Genomic DNA, 21,359 nt, shown 5'->3' on the forward strand with positions numbered 1-21,359 from the left:
GAGGGCGGCGTGCGTCGCCGTCGGCACCGGGTCGTTCCACCGGTCCCGGCCGGACCCGCCGTACGAAGGGACCCCACCCGATGAGCCTGACCGTCCTGATGAACGCCGGCCCGTGGCTGTCGGTTCCGCCGCCCGGTTACGGCGGCATCGAGAACGTGGTGGCGACCCTGGTGCCGGAGCTGCGCCGGCTCGGCGTCCGGGTGGTGCTCGCCTCGGTGGAGACCAGCACCCTGGCGGCCGAGGAACGGATCTCGGTCTTCCCCGACGGGCAGTTCGCCGCGCTGCAACGGCCGTACAACCAGGTGTGCGGGATCGCCCAGGCCCATCTCGCCGGGGTGGTCCGGGCGGTGCGGACGCGCGACGACATCGATCTGGTGCACGACCACGTGGAGGCCGTGGGGCTGGCCACCCTCGCCGCGATGGGCCCCGACGCCCCGCCGGCACTGCACACCCTGCACTGGGACCTCGCCAAGCACCCCGCCCTCTACGGGCACCTCGACGGCGGTGACCGGGTACGGGTCAACGGCGTCTCCGCCTCGCAGCTGGCCCGGGCCCCCCGGGCGCTGCGCGAGCACTCGGTCGGCCACGTGCACCTGGCCACCCCGCTGGCGGTCGACGCCGACCGCCGTAAGCCGCCGGCCAAGGGCGGGTACCTGCTCATCCTGGGCCGGATCAACCCGGGCAAGGGCCAGGACGTGGGCGCCCGGTTGGCCCAGCGGCTGCGGATGCCGCTGGTGCTGGCCGGGCCGGTGGGCCCGTACCACCGGCCGGCGGACCTGGCCGCGGCCGGCGACGAGGCGCGGCAGAATCCGGACGTCCGGTTCTTCCTGGACGAGGTCGCCCCGCACGTCGACGGCGACCTGGTCCGGTGGATCGGCACGGTCGCCGGCCAGGAGCGCGACGACCTGCTGGCCGGCGCGCGGGCCGCACTCTTCCCGTTGCGCTGGGAGGAGCCCGGCGGCACCGCCGTGGTGGAGTCGCTGGCCCTGGGTACGCCGGTGGTGGCGACCGCCCGGGGCTGCCTGCCGGAGCTGGTCGAGCACGGTCGGACCGGGCTGCTCACCACCGACGAGGACGAGCTGGCCGACCTGGTGTCGGCAGCCGGCCGGCTCGACCCGGACGAGTGCCGGCGGGAGGCCGCCGCCCGGTTCACCCCCGCGGTGATGGCCCAGCGCTACGTGGAACTGTACGAACGGGTCCGCGCCACCGCCGCGGCAGCGGCCCCGCCCACGGTGCCCACGGCACGTCTCACCGGTGCGGCCCTCCCCCGGCCGGCCGGCGGGTCCGGTGCCACCGTCGGCACCGCCACCGGGGACCTGCTCCCCGCCTGAACACCCGCACCCGACGCAGGGGCTCCGGTCGCCGACCGGAGCCCCTACCGCATCCCCGCATCCGCCCGGACCAGCGGCCCGGCGGCCCGGCGGCCCGGCGGCCCGGCGGCCCGGCGGCCCGGCGGCCCGGCGGCCCGGCGGCCCGGCGGCCCGGCGGCATCAGCGGCATCAGCGGCATCAGCGGCATCAGCGGCATCAGCGAGGTTAGTCGGCGCGGGGGGTGGGAACGCCGGGTCGGCGTACCAGCGGTGGTGGTCACCGACGGCGAGGAGGCGCGATGGCGGGGTCGACGGCGCATGTCCGCGCCCGACGCGGTCCCGGCGAGGGCCAGGCCACGGTCCGGCGGGTGGCCCGGGGCGTCGCGGTGGTCTTCCTGGTCGTCGGCGTGCTCGGCTTCGTGCCCGGGATCACCAGCGACGTCGGTGGCCTGCGCTGGGCCGGTCACGAATCCGGCGCCCGGCTGTTCGGGGTGTTCCAGGTGTCGGTGCTGCACAACCTGGTGCACCTGCTGTTCGGGGTGGCCGGTCTCGCGCTGGCCCGCACGGCCGCCACCGCCCGCGCCTACCTGCTCGGCGGGGGTGCGGTCTACCTGGTCCTCTGGCTGTACGGGCTGGTCGTCGACCACGACAGCACGGCGAACGTCCTGCCGGTCAACACCGCCGACAACTGGCTGCACCTGGGCCTGGGCGCGGCGATGATCCTGCTCGGTCTGGTCACCACCCGGACCGGCACCCGGCACCAGCCCCGGCACGGCCTCGACCGGTCCCGCGGGCGCGGCTGATCCGTCCCTCGCCGGGCGAGGTACCGGTCGGTGGTTCTCCGGTGACCTTGCGCACGCGCTGGCCACACGGTTTCGGGCCGCCGGGGGCCGGGTAGTTCGCAGCCCATCGACGATGCGGAAACGAGGGCGCGAGATGTCCAGCCGGATCAGCTGTGTGGTCAGCGACGAGTCCCCGGTGACCGTCGTCCGGCTCTCCGGTGACCTCGACGTGGCGACAATGCGGTCGGTGCATGCCGAGCTGGAGCGCTGCCTCACCGCCCAGCCCGACGCGCTGGTGGTCGACCTGGCCGGGGTGCGGGTGGTCGACCGGCTGGCGTTGTCGGTCTTCGCCGCGATCTGCCGGCAGGCCGCCGGCTGGCCGGTGGTGCCGATGGTGCTCTGCTCGCCGCCACCGACGACCGCGACCTGGCTGGCCGAGACGACCGCCTGCCGGGTGGTCCCGGTCCGGGCCGACTGTGTGGAGGCCACCCGGACGGCGGGTGAGGCCGCCGCGCCCCGGCTGCGGGCCCGGTTGGAGCCGGTCACCGGGGCCTGCCGACGGGCGCGGGACCTGGTCGGGGAGGCCTGCGGTCGGTGGAACCTGCCGGAGCTGGTCGGTCCGGCCTCGCTGGTGCTCAGCGAACTGGTGGGCAACGTGGTCCGGCACGCCGGCACCCCGATGCAGGTCACCCTGACGCTGCGTCGACCGTACCTGCACGTCGCGGTCTCCGACGGCAGCCGGTTGGCGGTCCGGGCCGGCGGTGGGGACCTGCGCGCCGAGGGCGGCCGGGGGCTGCTGCTGGTACGGGAGATGACCCAGCGGTGGGGCACCTCCCCGGTGCCCGGCGGCAAGGTGGTCTGGGCGATGCTGCCCACCGGCTGACGATATGCACCAATTTTCCCCTCACGCCTGGTTACATGGGCGACGGGGCGGGTAGCCACGCCCGTCCGTTCGGTCGTCACGACGGGGTGAGAGCGATGCCCAAGCGGGTAACCACGGAAGCCGGCCACGACCGGTCGCCGGCGATCCTGGCCCCGGCCCGCTTCGGCGGCTTCCCCGGCCCGGTACGCGGCACGCTGCCCGGCAGCCAGCTACGCAAGCTGCTGGGCACCACCGACGCCAAGCAGATCGGCCTGCTCTACCTGGCCACGTCGTTCGTCTTCTTCCTGATCGGCGGGGTGCTGGCCCTGCTGGTACGGGCCGAACTGGCCCGGCCCGGACTGCAACTGCTCTCCCCCGAGCAGTACAACCAGGCCTTCACCATGCACGGCACGATCATGCTGCTGCTCTTCGCCACCCCGCTGGTCTTCGCCTTCGGCAACTACATCGTGCCGCTGCAGATCGGCGCGCCCGACGTGGCGTTCCCCCGGCTCAACGCGCTGGCGTACTGGCTGTACCTGTTCGGCGGGACCATGGTGACCGCCGGGTTCTTCACCCCGGGCGGGGCGGCGGACTTCGGCTGGTTCGCGTACACGCCGTTGAGCCTGGCCCAGCACTCCCCCGGCGTCGGCGCCAACATGTGGATCATCGGGCTGGTCGTCTCCGGACTGGGCACCATCCTCGGCGCGGTCAACCTGATCACCACGACGCTCACCCTGCGGGCCCCCGGCATGACCATGTTCCGGATGCCGATCTTCACCTGGAACATGCTGCTGACCAGCGTACTGGTGATCCTGGTCTTTCCGCTGTTGGCCGCCGCGCTGCTGGCGCTGGCGGCGGACCGGCTGCTCGGCGCGCAGGTGTACGAGGCGGCGACCGGCGGACCGCTGCTCTGGCAGCACCTGTTCTGGTTCTTCGGCCACCCCGAGGTGTACATCGTCGCGCTGCCGTTCTTCGGCATCATCACCGAGATCATTCCGGTCTTCTCCCGCAAACCGATCTTCGGCTACACCGGCCTGGTGCTGGCCACCATCGCGATCACCGTGCTGTCGATGAGCGTCTGGGCGCACCACATGTTCGGCACCGGCCAGGTGCTGCTGCCGTTCTTCAGTTTCCTCAGTTACCTGATCGCGGTGCCCACCGGCGTGAAGTTCTTCAACTGGCTCGGCACGATGTGGAAGGGGCAGCTCACCTTCGAGACCCCGATGTTGTTCGCCGTCGGGTTCCTGGTGACCTTCCTGCTCGGCGGGCTCACCGGCGTGCTGCTGGCCAGCCCGCCGGTGGACTACCAGGTCACCGACTCGTACTTCGTGGTGGCGCACTTCCACTACGTGCTCTTCGGCACGATCGTCTTCGCCGCGTTCGGCGGGGTGTACTTCTGGTTCCCCAAGATGACCGGCCGGCTGCTCGACGAGCGGCTCGGCAAGGCGCACTTCTGGACCATGTTCGTCGGCTTCCACGCGACCTTCCTGGTCCAGCACTGGCTGGGCGCGGAGGGCATGCCCCGCCGGTACGCCGACTACCTGGAAGGTGACGGCTGGACCACCCTGAACATGATCTCCACGGTCGGCTCGTTCCTGCTCGGCGCCTCCACCCTGTTCTTCATGTACAACGTCTGGAAGTCCTGGCGGTACGGGGCGATGGTGTCGGTCGACGACCCGTGGGGGTTCGGCAACTCGCTGGAGTGGGCCACCACCTGCCCGCCCCCGCTGCGCAACTTCGACCGGATGCCCCGGATCCGCTCCGAGCGGCCCGCCTTCGACGCCAAGTACGGCCCGCTCGTGTCCAACCTGGGCCGGGACCTGCCACAACGGACCACGAAACCCCCGCAGGAGCTGCACGAGGAGTTCCACCACGAACGGCGTGCCCCCGAGTCACCGGCCGTCGAGGGGGCCCACGGCGCACGGGAGGCCGTCGCGTACCAACCGGCTCCCCAGTCGGGGGCCCGGCCGGTCGAGGTGCCGGAACCGGAGGAGGTCCGCCGACCCAGCTTCGAGTCCTCCGACGCCCCGGAGACCGACAGCCCCGACGAACCCGACAACCGCTGGCGCCACCCCCACAGCCGGTGAAAGGAAGGGCCCCCTGTGCAACAGAAAGCGATAACAGGGGGCCCTTCCTTACCGCGCTACTCGCGGGCTCGGGCGGGTTCGGTCTCGGCGGGGCCGTTCTGCCAGGGTGGCGGGGTGTCGGCGAGCATCGCCTGACGCAGCCAGGTCAACGCCCGCGACAGCAGCCGGGACACGTGCATCTGGGAGATGCCGAACCGGGCGGCGATCTCGGCCTGGGTCTGGTTGCCGTAGAAGCGCATGGCCAGGATGCGTCGTTCCCGCCAGGGCAGCCGGTGCAGCAGGCCGCTGATGGTCACCCGGTCGTCGACCGACTCCAGGGCGTTGTCCGACTCGCCTACCAGGTCACCGAACTCGGCCGAGCTCTCCCCGCCGACCGGGGCGTTGAGCGAGGCCGGGCTGTACCCGGCGGCGGACTCCAACGCGGCCAGGATCTCCTGTTCCGGGGTCTCCAGCCGGGCGGAGAGCTCGGCCACCGTCGGGGCCCGGGACAGCTCGCTGGTCAGGGCGGCGGTGGCCTGCCCGACCTCCAGGATCAGGTCACGCAGCCGGCGGGGTACGTGCACCCCCCAGGTCCGGTCCCGGAAGTGCCGCTTGATCTCACCGACGATGGTGATGGCCGCGTAGGCGGTGAAGGAGCCACGTTCCGGGTCGTACCGGTCGACCGCGTTGACCAGGCCCAACCGGGCCACCTGCTCCAGGTCCTCCAGGGGTTCCCCCCGGCCCCGGTAGCGGCGGGCCAGCCGGCCGGCGAACGGCAACGCGAACCGGACCAGGTCCTCGCGGGCCTCGCCGTGCCGCTCGGGTGGCAACCCGGCGATCCGGGCCGCGTACGCCATGGCGGCGGCGTCCAGGTCCTCCAGTCCGCGTTCGGTCGGCGGTGGGGTGGTTGTCGTGGTCTGTCCGAACATCCGCGCCTCCCTCAGGAAGGTCCCGCCCGGATCGGAACCGGTCGTGCGCATGGTCGAGCCACGCACCGGGCCGGAATGTGGGTCACGTGCCTGATTTCGCAGCCGGAACACCCACGCCGTCGGGCCGCCGGTCGTCGACGGCACACGGGTCTGCCAGCGCCTGCCGGCCGTCGCCGACCGGCGGTGTTCCCGCTCCTCAGGTACTCAATCACGGGTTCCGGGATCGCGAGGATGATTCGGCGGGGTTGGTCCGGACGGAGCTGACCGGGGCGCTCAGCAGACCAGCAGACCCTGCCGGGCGCCGCCGTCGCGCAACGCGGTCAACGCCGCGTCGACCGGGATCGGCGGCGGGGTCGGCAGGTCGTAGGGCTGGCCGCGGAGCACCTCGGTGGCCCGCCGGGTGGGTACCGAGGTGACCGGGTAGCCCCGGGCCGAGGTGCGGTCCAGGGCACGGCGACGCCGCCCGAAGGAGGCCACCGCGAGCCACTGCGGCAGTCCGGCCAGGGCCGGCGAGCGGACCCCGGGCGGCTCGGGCAGCACGTCGACGGAGCTGAACGGCGCACTACCGGCCAACCACCACTCCGCGCCCGCGACCGCCCGCCGGGTGGCGTTCTCGCACCAGTACGGCACCAGCCCCGTCCGGATCACCTGCCACGGATCGAGCAACCGGCCGCACTCCACCACCAACCGGTCACCGCTCTTGCCTGCCGCGCGCAGCCACTGCCGGTAGAGGTCGGCGACGGTCGCGCTCAACGCCTCGGCCTGTGGAAAGAGCACCCGGTGCAGCCGGTGTCCGCGTCGGGCACCCCACTGCCGGGTCGCCTCGGCGAAGTCGGTCTCGACGCCGTGCTCGGCGTACGCCCACGCGGCGGAGACCTCCGGCAACTCCCAGCGGGCACCGTCGCCGCCGGCCGCGCGCAACACCTGGCGCAGCGCGTGACTGTCCGGGTGGAAGTCCACCGGGTCCAGGCCGCTGGCGGGACAGCCCACCTGGAAGCTGTGTCCGTCACCGGCGTCGAGCACCGGCCAGGTCCGGGTGTCCTGCAGCAACAGCACCGGCGCGCCGGGGGCCAGCCGGTCGAGCAGGAACCGCCGGTACGCCCCCGGCAGGTGCCGCCAGCGCACCGTCATCGACACCGTCGAGCCGGCCGTCATGCCCCGGCTGGCCGGGCAGTGCACCTGACGTACGTGCACGTCGGCGTTGCCGGCGAGCAGCCGGGCGGTCAGCGCACCGCCGTGGGCCAGCGCGGCGGCGGGCCGGTCGACGGTCCCCTCGCCCCACCGCACGGCCACCTCGAAGCCGGTGGGCAGCCAGGGCACCCCCAGGGCCACCGCCAGGTGGGCCGCGGCCCCGTGCGGCGAGCCGAGCAGCACCCCCGGGTAGCGACGGACCGGGTACTGCTCGGCGAACCAGCGCGCGACCCGGCCGGTGTCGACCTGGCCGAGCTGCGCCGGGGTGAGCGCGCTGCGGCCGGCGGCCCGGGTCACCGCGGTACGGCGCACCGGCTCGGGCGCGGCGGCCAGGCGGGACAGCACGGCCGGCTGCCCCAGGTCGGCGCAGTCGGCACCGCGCAACGCCCGCGCCGTGACGGCCACCAGGACCCGGGCGGTGCTGCCGGCCGCCACCACCCGGTCACCGGTCAGGGCGCCGGTCGGATCCGCCGACGCCACCCGTACCGGCTCCACGCTGCCTCGTTCGCTCACCACGGGCCCCGGCTTCCCGTCCCGATCGGGTTCAAACAGGGCATAGGCCGCTGTCGGACAGCAACCGCCGAGCGTGGTGGCCCAGGATGCCGGTGGGACCGGACCGGGGCGGCCCGGTCAACCGCGCCGCCGCAGCCGCAGACCGGTACGCCTCAGCCTCGACCGCCGCCGCGGCCCGGTGTGGACGCGTCGACGTAGCGCAGCACCGCACCGACCCCGTCGGCCAGCTGCGGCGCCTCCTCCGGGGCCAGCACGGTCAGCTGGGCGTCCGTACGGACCAGGGCGCGCAGCAGGGCGGCGTCGGCGCGGACCCGCTGCGGGTCGCCGGCCCCGGTGAGCCGACCCGGCTCGGTGGCGATCTCGTCCGGGGCCGCACCGATCCAGAGCTGCCCGGTGGCCGACGGGTCGTCGACCAGCAGCATCGTGTCGACCTGGTCGCGTTGCAACGCCTCGACCACCGCGTCCAGTCCGGCACCGACGTCCTGCTGGCTGCCGAAACGGTCCAGGGCGGCGGTGACCCGGGCCTGCGCCGCCTCGGCGATGACCTGCACCGTCACGTCGTCCATGGCGGCCGGGTCGGCCCCGCCGGTACGCGCACCCGCGTCGGTGCGCACCAGCACGTCCTGCCAGCGGCGGGGCAGTTGGGCGGCGATCGCACCGGTGGCCCGGATGTCACCGGCGAGCACCACCACGTCGGCGTCGACCCGTTCGGCCAGTTCGGCGGTGGCCGCCGCGGTGTCCCCGGCGTTGCGCTGCCACACCTCGTCGGCGGCGCGCTGGTAGCGCGACTGCGACCAGCCACCCGCGTTGGGTCGGCGGATCGGGAAGCCACCCCCACCGCGTATCTGGGCCCGACGGGGCAGCTCACCGGCGCCCACCGCGATGGCGTCCGCACCGGTCCGGTCGGCCAGCACCCGTACCCAGGAGATCTGCTCGCCGCGTTGGGCCACCAGCGGCATGGTGTGCGGTAGCGACGCGACGCTGGCCAGGTCCCGCAGCGGCGGCGCGGAGAGGTACTCGGAGAGCACCACCCGGCCCCTGGTGGCGAAGACGGCGATGCCGTAGTCGCCGGGCATCGGTTCGTGGCTGCGGACCACCCGCTCGATGGCGTCGACCGTCGCGGGGTCCGCCCCCTGTTGCCGTAGTTGCCCGGCCAGGGCCCGCCAGCGCAGGTCCAACGCCGCACGGGCGTCCTCGGTGTCCCGGGAGGCGTCCAGGTAGACCGAGCACCACGGGCCCCGGCGGTCGTAGAGCGGACGCAGGAAGGACAGCTGCATGCTCGACCCCTCTCCAGCTCGGCCCCGCGCTTACCCGTACCGGCCGGGTTGTCACCTCGACGTGACCGCAGTTCATTCACGTCGTTCCACCGGTACGACCGATACCATGGGTGCACAGAACCCGACTCTGGGTGTTCGTCGACGTGTCGGCGACACACGGTAATCCGGTGGTGAACATGGACAGCGACCTCGACTACCGGCCGATCGCCCGCCCGACCCAGCGGATCTTCACCGGTCGGGTGGTACGGCTGATGGACGGCTACACCCGCGAGCTGAAGGTCGGCCAGCCGGTGCTGGTCGCCGTGGTGACCGCGGCCAGCGTGATGGGCCTGCTGCTGCTGGCGTTCCGTTCGCTGCTCTCCAGCGCCGGCGGTGGTGGCGCCCGGCGCAGCTGGAAGGAGCTGCGCAAGGGGCCGGAGTTCCTGGTCACGCCACTGCGCCTGCGCGACCGCGACAACCAGCTGTACGAAGTGGAGCTGCACGGTCATCTGGCGCAGAGCGCCCTGCACCCGGCGGACTGGGTGCAGATCACCCTCCGGCCGCAGGATCTGGACCTTCCGCCCCGGGTCGAGCAGATCGTCAACCTCACCACCGGGCAGCTGCTACGCCCCCGCCACGCCACCCTGTGGAGCCACCTCGGTCCGCCCCTGCTGCTCCAGGCCGTTCTGGGTGGGCTGCTGCTGCTGACGATCGTCGCCCTGGTCGCGTTCACCTGAGGTGGTGCCGAGCATGCCCCGGCGGGCGGCCCAGCGTTCGAAGACGATGGTGGCGAACGGCGGCACCGCGCAGGCCAGCGCGACCCCGGTGGCCAGCAGGCTCCACCGGTGCAGGCGGGCCACCATCAGCACCAGGACCCCGTAGGCCACGAAGAGCGCGCCGTGGATCGGGCCGAAGATCTGCACCCCGATCTCGTTTCCGGGCGGACCGTACTTGACCGCCATCCCGATCAGCAGGGCCAGCCAGGAGCCGGCCTCGGCGATCGCCGCCACCACGAACAACCTCGTCACCATCTCGCGCATCGGGCAATGTTAGACACCGGTCGCGACCCGGGACGGACCCCCTTACCCATCCGCCAGGCGAAAATCACCCGCCAGAGGGGGTAAGGGAGAACACAGGCCCGGGGCTTCCCTGGCCTGCGCGGACGTGCGAGGTTGAAGGCACCAACGGTGACAGGGTGGTGACCATGGGCGAGGAAGTGGGGATACGTACCTTCAGCCGCGAGGACCGGGCCCGCTACCGCGACAAGGTACGCCGTTGCCTCGACGTCTTCGCCGAGATGCTCCGGGAGTCCCGGTTCGACACCGACCGGCCGATGACCGGGGTGGAGATCGAGTTGAACCTGGTCGACGGGGACTCCCTGCCGGCGATGCGCAACGCCGACGTGCTGGCCGCCATCGCCGACCCGAGCTTCCAGACCGAGCTGGGCCAGTTCAACGTGGAGATCAACGTCGAGCCCCGCCGCCTGGTCGGCACCGGCACCGCCGAGTTCGAGGAGCACGTCCGGGCCAGCCTGAACGCCGCCGAGATCAAGGCCCGTACGGTCGGCGCGCACATGGTGATGATCGGCATCCTGCCCACCCTGCGCCCGGAGCACCTGACCGCCGAGACGCTCTCGGCCAACCCGCGCTACCGGCTGCTCAACGAGCAGATCTTCGCCGCCCGGGGCGAGGACCTGCGGATCGCCATCAACGGCGTCGAGCGGCTGTCGGTCACCGCGGACACCATCACCCCGGAGGCCGCCTGCACCAGCACCCAGTTCCATCTCCAGGTCAGCCCCGACCAGTTCGCCGACTACTGGAACGCCGCGCAGGTGGTCGCCGGGATCCAGGTGGCGCTCGGGGCGAACTCCCCGCTCTTCTTCGGCCGCGAGCTGTGGCGGGAGACCCGCATCCCGCTGTTCCAGCAGGCCACCGACACCCGGGCCGAGGAGATCAAGGCCCAGGGGGTACGTCCCCGGGTGTGGTTCGGGGAACGCTGGATCACCAGCGTGTTCGACCTGTTCGAGGAGAACGTACGGTATTTTCCCGCCCTGCTGCCGGTCTGCGACCCGGAGGACCCGGCGGCGGCACTGGCCAGCGGTGACGTGCCGAAGCTCGCCGAGTTGAGGCTGCACAACGGCACCGTGTACCGGTGGAACCGGCCGGTCTACGACGTGCTGCGCGGCCGGCCGCACCTGCGGGTGGAGAACCGGGTGCTGCCCGCCGGCCCGACCGTGGTGGACACCATCGCCAACGGCGCGTTCTACTTCGGGCTGGTCCGGGCCCTGGCCGAGGCGGACCGGCCACTGTGGTCGCAGATGTCGTTCAGCGCCGCCGAGGAGAACTTCCTCTCCGGTGCCCGGCACGGCATCGACGCCCACGTCTACTGGCCCGGTCTGGGCTACCTGCCGGTGACCGAGCTGGTGCTACGCCGGCTGCTGCCGCTGGCGCACCACGGTCTGGACCGCTGGGGTCTGGACCCCACCGAGCGGGACCGGCTGCTCGGCATCATCGAGCAGCGCTGCCTGACCGGGCGCAACGGCGCGAGCTGGCAGGTCGCGACCCTGCACCGGCTGGAGTCCGCCGACCACCTGGACCGGCCGTCGGCGCTGCGCGAGGTGGTGCACCACTACGTGGACCTGATGCACACCAACCAGCCGGTGCACCAGTGGCCGATCCCGTGACGGGGCAACGGAAGCGGCCCGGTTAGAGTCCTGCGGGTGGCGACCGACACCGCAGCGATCAACTCCGCCCTGACCCGGCTCCGCGTGGCCGGTGACACCCTGCCCTACCCGGGGGCCTGGCTGGCCGAGCCCCGGAGCGAGCCGTCCGGGGTGGTGCTGGCCGAGGACGAGGGTTTGTCCCGGCTGGTCCTCGATCCGGTCACCGGCACGGTGTCGCTTGTCGACGACGACGGTGCTGACCTGGTGAACTCGTCCCTGGCCGCGTTGGTGGCCTGCGCCGAGGCGTTCCTGGCCGCCCAGTCCTCCGCCGGGGCGATCGACGACGACGAGGCCGACGAGGAGCTGGCGGCACTCGGCGAGCAGCTCACCGAGCAGTTCCGGGAGATCGACCCGCCGGCGGTCGCCCACGAGAACACCCTCTGGTCGGTGGCCGCCGAGGAACTGGGCTACGGCCTGGGCTGAGCCGCCGGCCGGCTGTTCCGAACCCCCCTGCCCCGGCCAGGCAGGGGGGGGTTCGCGGCGCGCGGAGTCCGCCTACCCGACCGGCGGGAGGGAGAAGTCCGCCTCGCCTACGCGACCGGCGGGAGGCGGTACACGGAGACGTGGCTGCGGCTCTCGGCGGTGAACTCGCCGCCGGTCCAGTCCGCGTGCCGGCTCTCCAGCTCGAAACCGGCCAGCTGGCCCATCAGGTCCAGCTCGGCCGGCCAGACGTAGCGGTGCGGGGTGCGGAAGAGCGTGGCCTGTCGGCTGTCGTCGAACCGGAAGTGGTGCGAGACGATCAGTTGCGCCAGCGGGTCGTAGGTGTCCAGGCCGACGTAGCCCGGCTCGACCTGCCAGACGGTGGCCTGCTGACCGGGTGGGAGCTTGCGCAGCTCGGGCACCCAGAGTTCAATGACGAACCGGCCACCGGGGGCCAGGTGCCGGGCGGCGTTACGGAAGCAGGCCACCTGCTCGGCCTGGGTGAGCAGGTTCGCGATGGTGTTGAACACCAGGTAGACCAACGAGTACTCCCCAGGGGCGGTGGCGGTGGCCATGTCCCCCACCACCACCGGGATCCCCGACTCGTCCACCTTGTCGCGGAGCCGCGCGACCATCGGCTCGGAGAGCTCGATCCCGGCGACCGGCACGCCCCGCTCGGCCAGCGGCACCGCCACCCGGCCGGTGCCGACCGCGAACTCCAGCGCCCGACCACCGGCGGCAAGCTCCGCGAGGCGGTCGACGGTGGGCCCGATGACCTCCGGCGCGAACATGCCGGTCCCCGGCGTGTCGTAGTCCCGGGCGGTCTCGGCGTCCCAGATCTCGTCCTGTCGCATGGGCCCCACGATTCCGCCGCGGCGGCGCGACGTCCACCGATTTCCGGGTTACTTCTTCGCCGGCGCGTCACCGTTGTCGTTGAACCGGAAGCCGGCCGCCGGGGTCGGCGTCGCCCAACTCCTCCAGGATCAGCCCGGACCGGGCGGAGTGCTGGAGGAAGGCGGAGTTGTTGCTGATCTGGAAGGCCCCCTCGCCATCGGCGGCAGCGGTGATGGTGAACCGCTGCGTGGCATCGCCCTCGGCGCAGGTCGCCGAGCCCACGTACAACGACCTGCCGCCGCCGGGGTTGCGCACCTGCCAGCAGACCGGCTCGCCGGTGCCGGGACAACAGTTTCGGGGTGGCGCTCGGGGCGGCCGGCGACACGGATCCCACCCGGAGAATCTGCTACCGGACGGACCGACGGGGCCGGGGTGGGCCGGCACCACCGGAGAACCGCCCGTCGGGGCGGCTCAGAGCGCGACGACCGCGGCCGTCTCCGGCGGCAACTCCAGCCCGTCGCGCATCACCGTGACACCGGTTCCGGTGGCCAGCAGGACGCCGCGCACCACGCCGGGGGTGCTGATCCGCTGCGCTCGGTCGGCGAGGTTCGCCGCCACCAGGGTCCGGCCCCGACGGACCAGCAGGAACCGGTCGCCGTGGCGGACCTCGACGGTGTCCAGCCGGGGGTCGGAAAGGTCGGCCCGGCTCTTGCGCAGCGCGATCAGCCGCCGGTGGAAGTCGTACATCTCGCGGTGTTCGGGTTTGTCCAGCTCGGCCCAGTCCAGCCGGGACCGCAGGAAGGTCTGCCGGTCCTGCGGGTCGGGCACGTCCGGGCCCGACCAGCCGTGCGCGGCGAACTCCCGCCGCCGACCGGCGGCCACGGCGGCGGCCAGTTCCGGCTCCGGGTGGCTGGTGAAGTACTGCCACGGGGTGCTGGCGGCCCACTCCTCACCCATGAACAGCATCGGGGTGAACGGCGCGGTGAACAGCAGGGTCGCACCGACCCGCAGCAGCGCCGGGGAGAGGGTCGCGGAGATCCGGTCCCCGGTGGCCCGGTTGCCGATCTGGTCGTGGTTCTGCAGGTACGCCACCAGCCGGTGACCGGGGGTACGCTGCCGGTCCACCGGCCGACCGTGGTGGCGGTTGCGGAAGCTCGACCAGCCGCCGGCGTGGTAGAAACCGCCGGTCAGCACCTCGGCGAGGCACTCCAGGGAGCCGAAGTCGGCGTAGTAGCCCTGCCGCTCGCCGGTGAGCAGGGTGTGCAGCGCGTGGTGGGCGTCGTCGTTCCACTGGGCGTGCAGTCCGAAGCCGCCGGCCTCCCGGGGGGTGATCAGCCGGGGGTCGTTGAGGTCGGACTCGGCGATCAGCGACAACGGTCGGCCCAGGTGGGTGGCGAGGGTCTCCACCTCGACGGCCAGCTCCTCCAACAGCGGGACGGCCCGGGTGTCGGGCATCGCGTGCACCGCGTCCAGGCGCAGCCCGTCGACGTGGTAGTCCCGCAGCCACATCGTCACGCTGTCGACGACGTAGCGGCGCACCTCGTCGGAGTGCGGGCCGTCGAGGTTGACCGTCCGCCCCCAGGGGGTGTCCTGCGCGCTGAGGTACGGCGCGAACATCGGCGCGTAGGCCCCGGAGGGCCCGAAATGGTTGTAGACGACGTCGAGGATCACCCCCAGTCCCTTGCGGTGGCAGGCGTCGACGAAGCGTTTCAGCCCGTCCGGGCCGCCGTACGGCTCGTGCGGGGTGTACCAGCAGGCCCCGTCGTAGCCCCAGTTGTGCTCGCCGTTGAAGGCGTTGACCGGCAGCAGCTCGACCAGGTCCACCCCGAGGTCGACCAGGTGGTCGAGGCGGTCGACGGCCGCGTCGAAGGTGCCCTCCGGGGTGAAGGTGCCCACGTGCAGCTCGTACAGCACGCTGCCGGGCAGCTGCCGGCCGGTCCAGGACCGGTCGGTCCAGCTGAACGCGGCGTGGTCGTAGCGGCGGCTCGGGCCGTGCACCCCGGCCGGCTGCCAGGCCGAGCGGGGATCGGGCAGCTCCTGGTCGGAGTCGTCGAGCAGGAACACGTAGTCGGTGCCCGGCCCGGCCTGCGGCACCCGCGCGTGCCACCAGCCGGAGTCCGCCCGGGTCATCCGGTGGTCCTCGCCCGCGCCGGTCAGCCGCAGTCGCACCCGGGCGGCCGCCGGCGCCCACACCCTGAACTCGGTCACGAAGCAGCCTCCACGGAGTCGCTGGGCACCAGCAGTGCGACGGGGAAGGTGGTGAGCAGATCGGTGAGTGACACCTGCGGGTCACTGTAGACCCGTCCGGTGAACAGCTCCGTCATCTCGTGAACGGGAAGTGTCAGGGATGTGTCGCCCCAGCCGCCGGCCCGGGCCAGACCCAGCGGCAACCGGGTGGCCACCGCCACCGCGCCACCGGTGTCGAAGGCGACCGCGTGCGCCGCCGCGCGGCCGGTCGCCGGCACCGGCCGGTAGCCACCGAACAGCTCCGGGTGGTCCCGCCGCAGCCGCAGCGTCCGGGCGACCACCAGCAGCTTCGCCGCGCCCTCGGCGTCGACCGCGGGCCGCCAGCCGCCGTCGAGACGGGCCAGCAACTCCCGGCGTACGGCGAAGTCGACCGGCCGGCGGTTGTCCGGGTCGACCAGGGAGTTGTCCCACAGCTCGGTGCCCTGGTACGTGTCGGGCACCCCGGGCATGGCCAGCTGCACCAGCTTCTGGCCCAGCGAGTTCGACCAGCCGGCCGGAGTGATCTCGGTGGCGAAGGCGGTCAGCTCGGCGTGCAGCGTCGGATCGTCGTACATCCGGTCCACCAGGGCGTGCATGGCGTCCTCGAAGCCGGCGTCGGGCTCGGCCCAGCTGGTGGCCACCGACGCCTCCCGGGCGGCCTTCTCGGCGTAGGCGTGCAGCCGGTCGCGCTCGATCGGCCAGGCGCCGACGGCGGTCTGCCAGAGCAGGTGCGCGAAGGCCGGGTCGGGCAGCGGCGCGGCGGCCGTCCAGGCCTCGACCCGCTCCGCCCAGCGCCCCGGCAGCTCGGACAGGACGGCCAACCGGGCCCGGACGTCCTCGCCGCGTTTGGTGTCGTGGGTGGCCAGCGTGGTCATGCTGGCCGGCCAACGGGCCTGCCGGGCGGCGACGAAACGGTGGAACTCCGCCGGGGCCACCCCGAAGTGGGCGGGGGTGCCCCCCACCTCGTTGAGCGCGACGAACCGGCTCCACCGGTAGTAGGCGGTGTCCTCCACACCCTTGGCCATCACCGCCCCCGTCAGCTGCGGGAAGCGCCTGGCGAGTTCGTCGCCCGGTTCGCGCAGCCGGCGGGTGACCGCGTCCAGCGCACCGGCCAGGTCGGGCCGGCGGCGACCGGCCTCGGCGCGGGCCACCGCCAGGTGCCGGGCGCCCTGCGGCGGGTAGCCCCGGTAGACCGGGAAGCAGGCGGCCAGCTCGGCCAGGGCCGCCCGGGCCACCTCCGGCGCCAGCTCGGGGAGCAGCGCGGCCAGCCGGGTCAACTCGGTGGCCAGCAGCCGGGTGGCCGCCTCCCACTTGGTGTCGTGGGTGAGGTCCTGCCAGGAGGTGTGCCGGCCGGTCAGGCGGGTGTCCAGCGCGGTGAAGTGCCCCTCGGCGCTACCGTCGACGAAGAGACCGCAGACCGGGGCGAGGGCGTCGTAGCCGGTGGTGCCGTCGACCGGCCAGTCCGGCAACTCCTCGCCGTACTCCAGGATCTTCTCCACGATCAGCCAGGCGTCGCCGGTGGCCTCGCGCAACCGGGCCAGGTAACCGGCCGGGTCGCGCAACCCGTCGGGGTGGTCGACCCGGATCCCGTCGACCTCACCGGCGGCCACCCACCGCAGCACCTCGGCGTGGGTGGCGGCGAAGACCTCCGGGTCCTCCACCCGCAGTCCGGCCAGGTCGCTGACGGCGAAGAACCGCCGGTAGGTCAGGTCGGTGTCGCCCCGCCGCCAGGAGACCAGCTCGTAGTGCTGCCGGTCGTGGACCTCGGCGGGGGTGCCCTCGCCGGTGCCGTCGGCGATCGGGAACCGGTGCTCGTGGTAGCGCAGCTCCCCGTCGACCAGCTTCAGGTCGTCGGGCGCCGCCGGATCGTCGGCCAGCACCGGCAGCAGCAGCCGGCCCCGCTCCCAGTCGATGTCGAACCAGGGCGCGTACGCCGAGGAGCGGCCCCGGCGCAGCACGTCCCACCAGGCGGGGTTGGCCGCCGGCCGGGCCACCCCGACATGGTTGGGCACGATGTCCACCACCAGGCCGAGCCCGGCGGCGCGCAGCGCCCGGACCAGCCGGACCCGGGCCGCCTCGCCACCGAGTTCCGGGTTGACCGCCCGGTGGTCGACCACGTCGTAGCCGTGTGCCGAGCCGGGGGTGGCGGTCAGCAGCGGGGCGCTGTAGAGGTGGGTGACACCGAGGTCAGCCAGGTAGTCGACCAGGCCGGCGGTGGTGTCGAGGTCGAAGCCGGGGCGGACCTGCACCCGGTAGGTGGCCCCGACCCGACCGGGGGCGGGGCGGTCGTCGTGGGTCACCGGGCCGTCCTCTCCAGCACCAGCAGGGAGCGGTCCGGCACGCAGAGCACGCCGCCCGCCTCGACCGTCGTCGTCTTCTCCGGATCCGGTTCGGCCGTGTTGATCACCAGGTCCCAGCGTTGGCCGAAGTCGGTGCCGGGCAGGGTGAAGTCCAGCGGGGCGTCGTGGGCGTTGAAGCAGAGGATGAACGAGGTGTCGTCGTGGCGCTGGCCGTACTGGCCGCGCTCGGTGAGCCCGTCGCCGTTGACGAAGAGCATCACCGAGCGGCCGAAGTCGTTGCCCCAGTCCTCGCCGGTCATCTCCCGCCCGTCCGGGGTGTACCAGCCCAGGTCGGGCAGGGGCTCGCCGGCGCCCCGGGTGCGCACCAGCCGGCCGTCGAAGAAGCGGCGCCGGCGGAAGACCGGGTGCTGGGCGCGGAACGCGGTGAGCCGTTGGACGAAGGCCAGCAGGTCGGTGTCGACGGCCGACCAGTCCACCCAGGCCAGCTCGCTGTCCTGGCAGTACGCGTTGTTGTTGCCGTGCTGGGTCCGGGCCAGTTCGTCGCCGTGCCCGATCATCGGCACGCCCTGGGACAGGATCAGGGTGGCCAGGAAGTTGCGGCGCTGCCGGGCCCGCAGGGCGAGCACCCCCTCCTCCTCGGTGGGGCCCTCGACCCCGCAGTTCCAGGACCGGTTGTGGCTCTCGCCGTCGCGGTTGTCCTCGCCGTTGGCCTCGTTGTGCTTGTCGTTGTACGACACCAGGTCGTTGAGGGTGAACCCGTCGTGGCAGGTGACGAAGTTGATGCTGTGGAACGGCTTGCGCCCGTCGTCCTGGTAGAGGTCGGCCGAGCCGGAGATCCGGGAGGCGAACTCGGCCAGGGTGGCCGGCTCACCCCGCCAGAAGTCCCGGACGGTGTCGCGGTACTTGCCGTTCCACTCGGTCCACACCGGCGGGAAGTTGCCTACCTGGTATCCACCGGGGCCGACGTCCCACGGCTCGGCGATCAGCTTGACCTGGCTGACGATCGGGTCCTGCTGGACCACCTCGAAGAAGGTGGAGAGGCGGTCGACCTCGTAGAACTCGCGGGCCAGGGTGGCGGCCAGGTCGAAGCGGAAGCCGTCGACGTGCATCTCGGTGACCCAGTACCGCAGCGAGTCCATGATCAGCTGCAGCGAGTGCGGGCTGCGCACGTTGAGGCTGTTGCCGGTGCCGGTGTAGTCGACGTAGTAGCGGCGGTCGGACTCGCTCAGCCGGTAGTAGCTGGGGTTGTCCACGCCCTTGAAGCTCAGCGTCGGGCCCAGGTGGTTGCCCTCGGCGGTGTGGTTGTAGACCACGTCGAGGATCACCTCGATGCCCGCCGCGTGCAGCGCCTTGACCATCCCCCGGAACTCCTGCACCTGCTGACCCAGCCGACCCAGCGCCGAGTAGCCGTGGTGCGGGGCGAAGAAGCCGATGGTGTTGTAGCCCCAGTAGTTGCGCAGGCCCAGGTCGGCCAGGCGGTGGTCGTGCACGAACTCGTGCACCGGCATCAGCTCGACGGCGGTGACCCCGAGCTGCTTGAAATAGTCGATCATGGCGGGGGTGCCGAGCGCCGCGTACGTGCCGCGCATCTCCTCGGGCACGCCGGGGTGGCGCATGGTCAACCCGCGCACGTGCGCCTCGTAGATCACCGAACGGTGGTACGGGATGCGGGGCGGCTTGTCGTTGCTCCAGTCGAAGTACGGGTTGACCACCACGGACTTGGGCATGAACGGCGCGGAGTCGGTCTCCGACATCCGGTCCGGCTCACCCAGCACGTAGTCGTAGACCGCCGGATCCCAGCTGATCTCGCCGTCGACCGCCTTGGCGTACGGGTCGATCAGCAGCTTGTGCGGGTTGCAGCGGACCCCGTTCGCCGGGTCGTACGGCCCGTGCACCCGGTAGCCGTACCGCTGCCCCGGCTCGATGCCCGGGATGTAGGCGTGCCAGACGTAGGCGTCCACCTCGCGCAGGCGGACCCGACGCTCCGCGCCGGTGTCCCACTCGTCGAACAGGCACAACTCGATCGACTCGGCCACCTCCGAGAAGATCGCGAAGTTGGTGCCCATCCCGTCGTAGGTGGCTCCCAGGGGATAGCGCTCGCCCGGCCAGACCAGCATGTTGCTCCTTCAGCCACATGATCGAAGCGTCACGGCGGGGACCGCCGGAACGCACGCCGGTTATGCCCTGCGCCCGCACCCGCCAATCCACCCGTTCGGCCGATTCGGCGAAATCCACCCACCCGGCACCGGAAGGTGTCCTGCGTCACCTTCGCCCCCCTGGAGATGCGGTATGCCCCCGGATGCCTTTTCCTGTTCGCGGGGCCGTCACGCGCGCGTGCCATGATCGACCCCACCGCACACCCCACCACTTCCTGTTCCGCCGTCGACGATGACGGCGCGTGCCACCATGCCCTCGGATGGAGACAATGTGACGACCTTGCGGGTCGGCGAGCACCTCGCACACGCCGTGGACCGGTCCTGCCGGCCCACCCTGACCTCCCGCACCCAGCCCCCCGCCGCGTCCGGCGCGGGGCCCCGCAAGCGCCGCATCCTGATGCTCTCCTGGGAGTACCCGCCGGTCCTCGTCGGTGGTCTCGGCCGACACGTGCACGCGCTGTCCATCGCGCTGGTCGCCGCCGGGCACGACGTCACCGTGGTCACCCGGCACACCGAGGGCGCGCCCATCGAGGAGTACGCCGACGGGGTACGCATCGTGCGCGCCGCCGAGGACCCGGTCACCTTCCCACTGGCCACCGACAGCCTGCTGGCCTGGACGATGGCCTTCAACCACACCCTGACCCGGGCCGCCCTGCGCGCCACCGAAGCCGACAGCTACGACGTCATCCACGCCCACGACTGGCTCGTCGCGCACACCGCGATGACGCTGCGCGACCACCTGGACATCCCCCTGGTGAGCACGATCCACGCCACCGAGGCCGGCCGGCACCAGGGCTGGCTGCCCGAGGAGATGAACCGCACCATCCACGGCGTCGAGCAGTGGCTCAGCGGCGAGTCGAACCGGGTGATCGTCTGCTCCGGGTACATGCGCGACGAGGTGGGCGCGCTGTTCGGGGTGGGCACCGACCGGGTCGACGTGGTGCCCAACGGCGTCGAGCCGCACCGCTGGCGGGTGCCGACCTCGGCGGTCACCTCGGCGCGGACCCGGTTCGCCGGTGACGGTCCACTGGTGACCTTCGCCGGTCGCCTGGTCTACGAGAAGGGCGTGCAGCACCTGGTCGCCGGGCTGCCCCGGCTGCGCGAACGCCACCCGGGGCTGCGGGTGGTCATCGCCGGGGACGGGCCGTACAAGCCGGCCCTGGAGGCCGAGGTGCACCGGCTGGGTCTGGGCGGCGCGGTCACCATGCCGGGCTTCCTCGGCGGCACCGACCTGCCGGCGTTGATGGCCGCCTCGGACTGCTTCGCGGTGCCGAGCATCTACGAGCCGTTCGGCATGGTGGCCCTGGAGGGGGCCGCCGCCGGGGCGCCGCTGGCCGTGGCCGCCACCGGTGGGCTGGCCGAGATCGTCGAACCCGGTGTCACCGGGATGACGTTCGCCCCGCAGGACCCCGACGGGCTGGTCGAGGCGGTGCACGCCCTGCTCTCGGACACCGAGCGGTCCCGCACCCTGGCCCGCCGGGCCCGCCGGATGGTGCACGAGCAGTACGGCTGGTCGGCCATCGCGCAGCGGACCGCGACCAGCTACGCCACCGCGATCGCGCAGTCCGCGGCGTTCACCGCCGCCCGCGCCGAGGCCCGGATGACGCGTGGCCGGTCGGCCGTCGCGGTGCCCGAGGGCAACCTGCTCGCCGCCGCCGGCCTGCGCTGATCCGTCCGCGATCCCCCGCGGCACGACCCCGGGGGATCGCGGACGACAGGGCTGCACCGGCCGGTGGGCGCACGCGTGTCGGCCAGGTTATGTTGCGGTCACGATCTTCCGTTTGCACTGTTCG

General features: G+C 72.7%; 17 protein-coding genes. 8 read left to right on the plus strand and 9 right to left on the minus strand.

What is annotated here, in order from left to right; all coding sequences use genetic code 11:
- Nucleotides 1-80 precede the first annotated feature (80 nt).
- The 4 genes from ACN28G_RS12490 to ctaD all read left to right on the plus strand — a co-directional run bounded on the left by ACN28G_RS12490 (nucleotide 81) and on the right by ctaD (nucleotide 5,040).
- On the plus strand, nucleotides 81-1,331 hold the full coding sequence (locus tag ACN28G_RS12490) for a glycosyltransferase (protein ID WP_421479165.1): 1,251 nt from the start codon (nucleotides 81-83) through the stop codon (nucleotides 1,329-1,331).
- 277 nt (nucleotides 1,332-1,608) lie between these two features.
- Nucleotides 1,609-2,112, plus strand: a complete 504-nt coding sequence (locus tag ACN28G_RS12495) for a DUF4383 domain-containing protein (protein ID WP_421479166.1) — start codon at nucleotides 1,609-1,611, stop codon at nucleotides 2,110-2,112.
- Between the two features lie 133 nt (nucleotides 2,113-2,245).
- Nucleotides 2,246-2,974 carry an STAS domain-containing protein gene (locus ACN28G_RS12500; RefSeq protein ID WP_091438964.1) on the plus strand — a complete coding sequence of 243 codons (729 nt, stop codon included), beginning with the start codon at nucleotides 2,246-2,248 and terminating at the stop codon, nucleotides 2,972-2,974.
- A gap of 95 nt (nucleotides 2,975-3,069) precedes the next feature.
- Nucleotides 3,070-5,040 carry a cytochrome c oxidase subunit I gene (gene ctaD, locus ACN28G_RS12505; protein ID WP_091438967.1) on the plus strand — a complete coding sequence of 657 codons (1,971 nt, stop codon included), beginning with the start codon at nucleotides 3,070-3,072 and terminating at the stop codon, nucleotides 5,038-5,040.
- 56 nt (nucleotides 5,041-5,096) lie between these two features.
- Here ctaD and ACN28G_RS12510 read toward each other — a convergent pair whose 3' ends face one another.
- From ACN28G_RS12510 to ACN28G_RS12520, 3 genes are all read right to left on the minus strand, one after another.
- Nucleotides 5,097-5,948, minus strand: coding sequence for a SigB/SigF/SigG family RNA polymerase sigma factor (locus ACN28G_RS12510; RefSeq protein WP_091446551.1), 852 nt, complete (start codon nucleotides 5,946-5,948; stop codon nucleotides 5,097-5,099).
- A gap of 273 nt (nucleotides 5,949-6,221) precedes the next feature.
- The gene (locus ACN28G_RS12515) at nucleotides 6,222-7,652 is read right to left on the minus strand and encodes a hypothetical protein (protein ID WP_421480896.1); all 1,431 of its coding nucleotides are present in this window, start codon (nucleotides 7,650-7,652) and stop codon (nucleotides 6,222-6,224) included.
- Between the two features lie 152 nt (nucleotides 7,653-7,804).
- On the minus strand, nucleotides 7,805-8,929 hold the full coding sequence (locus ACN28G_RS12520; RefSeq protein ID WP_421479167.1) for a Vms1/Ankzf1 family peptidyl-tRNA hydrolase: 1,125 nt from the start codon (nucleotides 8,927-8,929) through the stop codon (nucleotides 7,805-7,807).
- A 167-nt stretch (nucleotides 8,930-9,096) separates the two neighbouring features.
- Between ACN28G_RS12520 and ACN28G_RS12525 the strand changes: the two genes are divergently transcribed.
- The gene (locus ACN28G_RS12525; protein ID WP_175440778.1) at nucleotides 9,097-9,645 is read left to right on the plus strand and encodes a hypothetical protein; all 549 of its coding nucleotides are present in this window, start codon (nucleotides 9,097-9,099) and stop codon (nucleotides 9,643-9,645) included.
- On the opposite strand, the gene ACN28G_RS12530 is transcribed toward ACN28G_RS12525, so the two are convergent.
- A complete protein-coding gene (locus tag ACN28G_RS12530) occupies nucleotides 9,532-9,948 on the minus strand; it encodes a DUF3817 domain-containing protein (protein ID WP_091438972.1) in 417 nt (138 codons plus the stop codon). The two genes, ACN28G_RS12525 and ACN28G_RS12530, sit on opposite strands and share 114 nt — an antisense overlap.
- A gap of 164 nt (nucleotides 9,949-10,112) precedes the next feature.
- Between ACN28G_RS12530 and ACN28G_RS12535 the strand changes: the two genes are divergently transcribed.
- Together ACN28G_RS12535 and ACN28G_RS12540 are read left to right on the plus strand one after the other, a co-directional pair.
- A complete protein-coding gene (locus ACN28G_RS12535; protein ID WP_091446557.1) occupies nucleotides 10,113-11,591 on the plus strand; it encodes a glutamate--cysteine ligase in 1,479 nt (492 codons plus the stop codon).
- Nucleotides 11,592-11,627: 36 nt separating this feature from the next.
- Nucleotides 11,628-12,053 carry an SUKH-4 family immunity protein gene (locus ACN28G_RS12540; RefSeq protein ID WP_217628825.1) on the plus strand — a complete coding sequence of 142 codons (426 nt, stop codon included), beginning with the start codon at nucleotides 11,628-11,630 and terminating at the stop codon, nucleotides 12,051-12,053.
- Nucleotides 12,054-12,160: 107 nt separating this feature from the next.
- Here ACN28G_RS12540 and ACN28G_RS12545 read toward each other — a convergent pair whose 3' ends face one another.
- The 5 genes from ACN28G_RS12545 to glgX form a co-directional block, all read right to left on the minus strand.
- Nucleotides 12,161-12,904 carry a class I SAM-dependent methyltransferase gene (locus ACN28G_RS12545; protein ID WP_421479168.1) on the minus strand — a complete coding sequence of 248 codons (744 nt, stop codon included), beginning with the start codon at nucleotides 12,902-12,904 and terminating at the stop codon, nucleotides 12,161-12,163.
- A 67-nt stretch (nucleotides 12,905-12,971) separates the two neighbouring features.
- Nucleotides 12,972-13,166: a hypothetical protein gene (locus ACN28G_RS12550; protein ID WP_421479169.1), complete on the minus strand. Its 195-nt coding sequence runs from the start codon at nucleotides 13,164-13,166 to the stop codon at nucleotides 12,972-12,974.
- Nucleotides 13,167-13,355: 189 nt separating this feature from the next.
- Nucleotides 13,356-15,092: a malto-oligosyltrehalose trehalohydrolase gene (gene treZ / locus ACN28G_RS12555; RefSeq protein WP_421479170.1), complete on the minus strand. Its 1,737-nt coding sequence runs from the start codon at nucleotides 15,090-15,092 to the stop codon at nucleotides 13,356-13,358.
- Entirely contained in the window at nucleotides 15,089-17,410 is a 2,322-nt protein-coding gene (gene treY, locus ACN28G_RS12560; RefSeq protein ID WP_421479171.1) for a malto-oligosyltrehalose synthase, read from the minus strand. Before treY ends, treZ begins: the two co-directional genes overlap by 4 nt.
- Entirely contained in the window at nucleotides 17,407-19,527 is a 2,121-nt protein-coding gene (gene glgX, locus ACN28G_RS12565) for a glycogen debranching protein GlgX (RefSeq protein ID WP_421479172.1), read from the minus strand. The genes treY and glgX overlap by 4 nt, the downstream gene beginning before the upstream one ends.
- Nucleotides 19,528-19,837: 310 nt before the next feature.
- On the opposite strand from glgX, the gene ACN28G_RS12570 reads away from it, so the two are divergent.
- Nucleotides 19,838-21,235: a glycosyltransferase family 4 protein gene (locus ACN28G_RS12570; protein ID WP_421479173.1), complete on the plus strand. Its 1,398-nt coding sequence runs from the start codon at nucleotides 19,838-19,840 to the stop codon at nucleotides 21,233-21,235.
- Nucleotides 21,236-21,359 lie beyond the last annotated feature (124 nt).

Source organism: Micromonospora sp. WMMA1923, from assembly GCF_049179195.1.
In the GTDB taxonomy this organism is placed as follows: domain Bacteria; phylum Actinomycetota; class Actinomycetes; order Mycobacteriales; family Micromonosporaceae; genus Micromonospora; species Micromonospora yangpuensis.

Coding starts and splice junctions, on each gene's coding strand:
- ACN28G_RS12495 (WP_421479166.1), top strand. CDS start 1,609: ATGGCGGGGTCGACGGCGCATGTCCGCGCCCGACGCGGTCCCGGCGAG.
- ACN28G_RS12530 (WP_091438972.1), bottom strand. CDS start 9,948: ATGCGCGAGATGGTGACGAGGTTGTTCGTGGTGGCGGCGATCGCCGAG.
- ACN28G_RS12490 (WP_421479165.1), top strand. CDS start 81: ATGAGCCTGACCGTCCTGATGAACGCCGGCCCGTGGCTGTCGGTTCCG.
- ACN28G_RS12510 (WP_091446551.1), bottom strand. CDS start 5,948: ATGTTCGGACAGACCACGACAACCACCCCACCGCCGACCGAACGCGGA.
- glgX (WP_421479172.1), bottom strand. CDS start 19,527: ATGCTGGTCTGGCCGGGCGAGCGCTATCCCCTGGGAGCCACCTACGAC.
- ctaD (WP_091438967.1), top strand. CDS start 3,070: ATGCCCAAGCGGGTAACCACGGAAGCCGGCCACGACCGGTCGCCGGCG.
- ACN28G_RS12535 (WP_091446557.1), top strand. CDS start 10,113: ATGGGCGAGGAAGTGGGGATACGTACCTTCAGCCGCGAGGACCGGGCC.
- ACN28G_RS12545 (WP_421479168.1), bottom strand. CDS start 12,904: ATGCGACAGGACGAGATCTGGGACGCCGAGACCGCCCGGGACTACGAC.
- ACN28G_RS12500 (WP_091438964.1), top strand. CDS start 2,246: ATGTCCAGCCGGATCAGCTGTGTGGTCAGCGACGAGTCCCCGGTGACC.
- ACN28G_RS12520 (WP_421479167.1), bottom strand. CDS start 8,929: ATGCAGCTGTCCTTCCTGCGTCCGCTCTACGACCGCCGGGGCCCGTGG.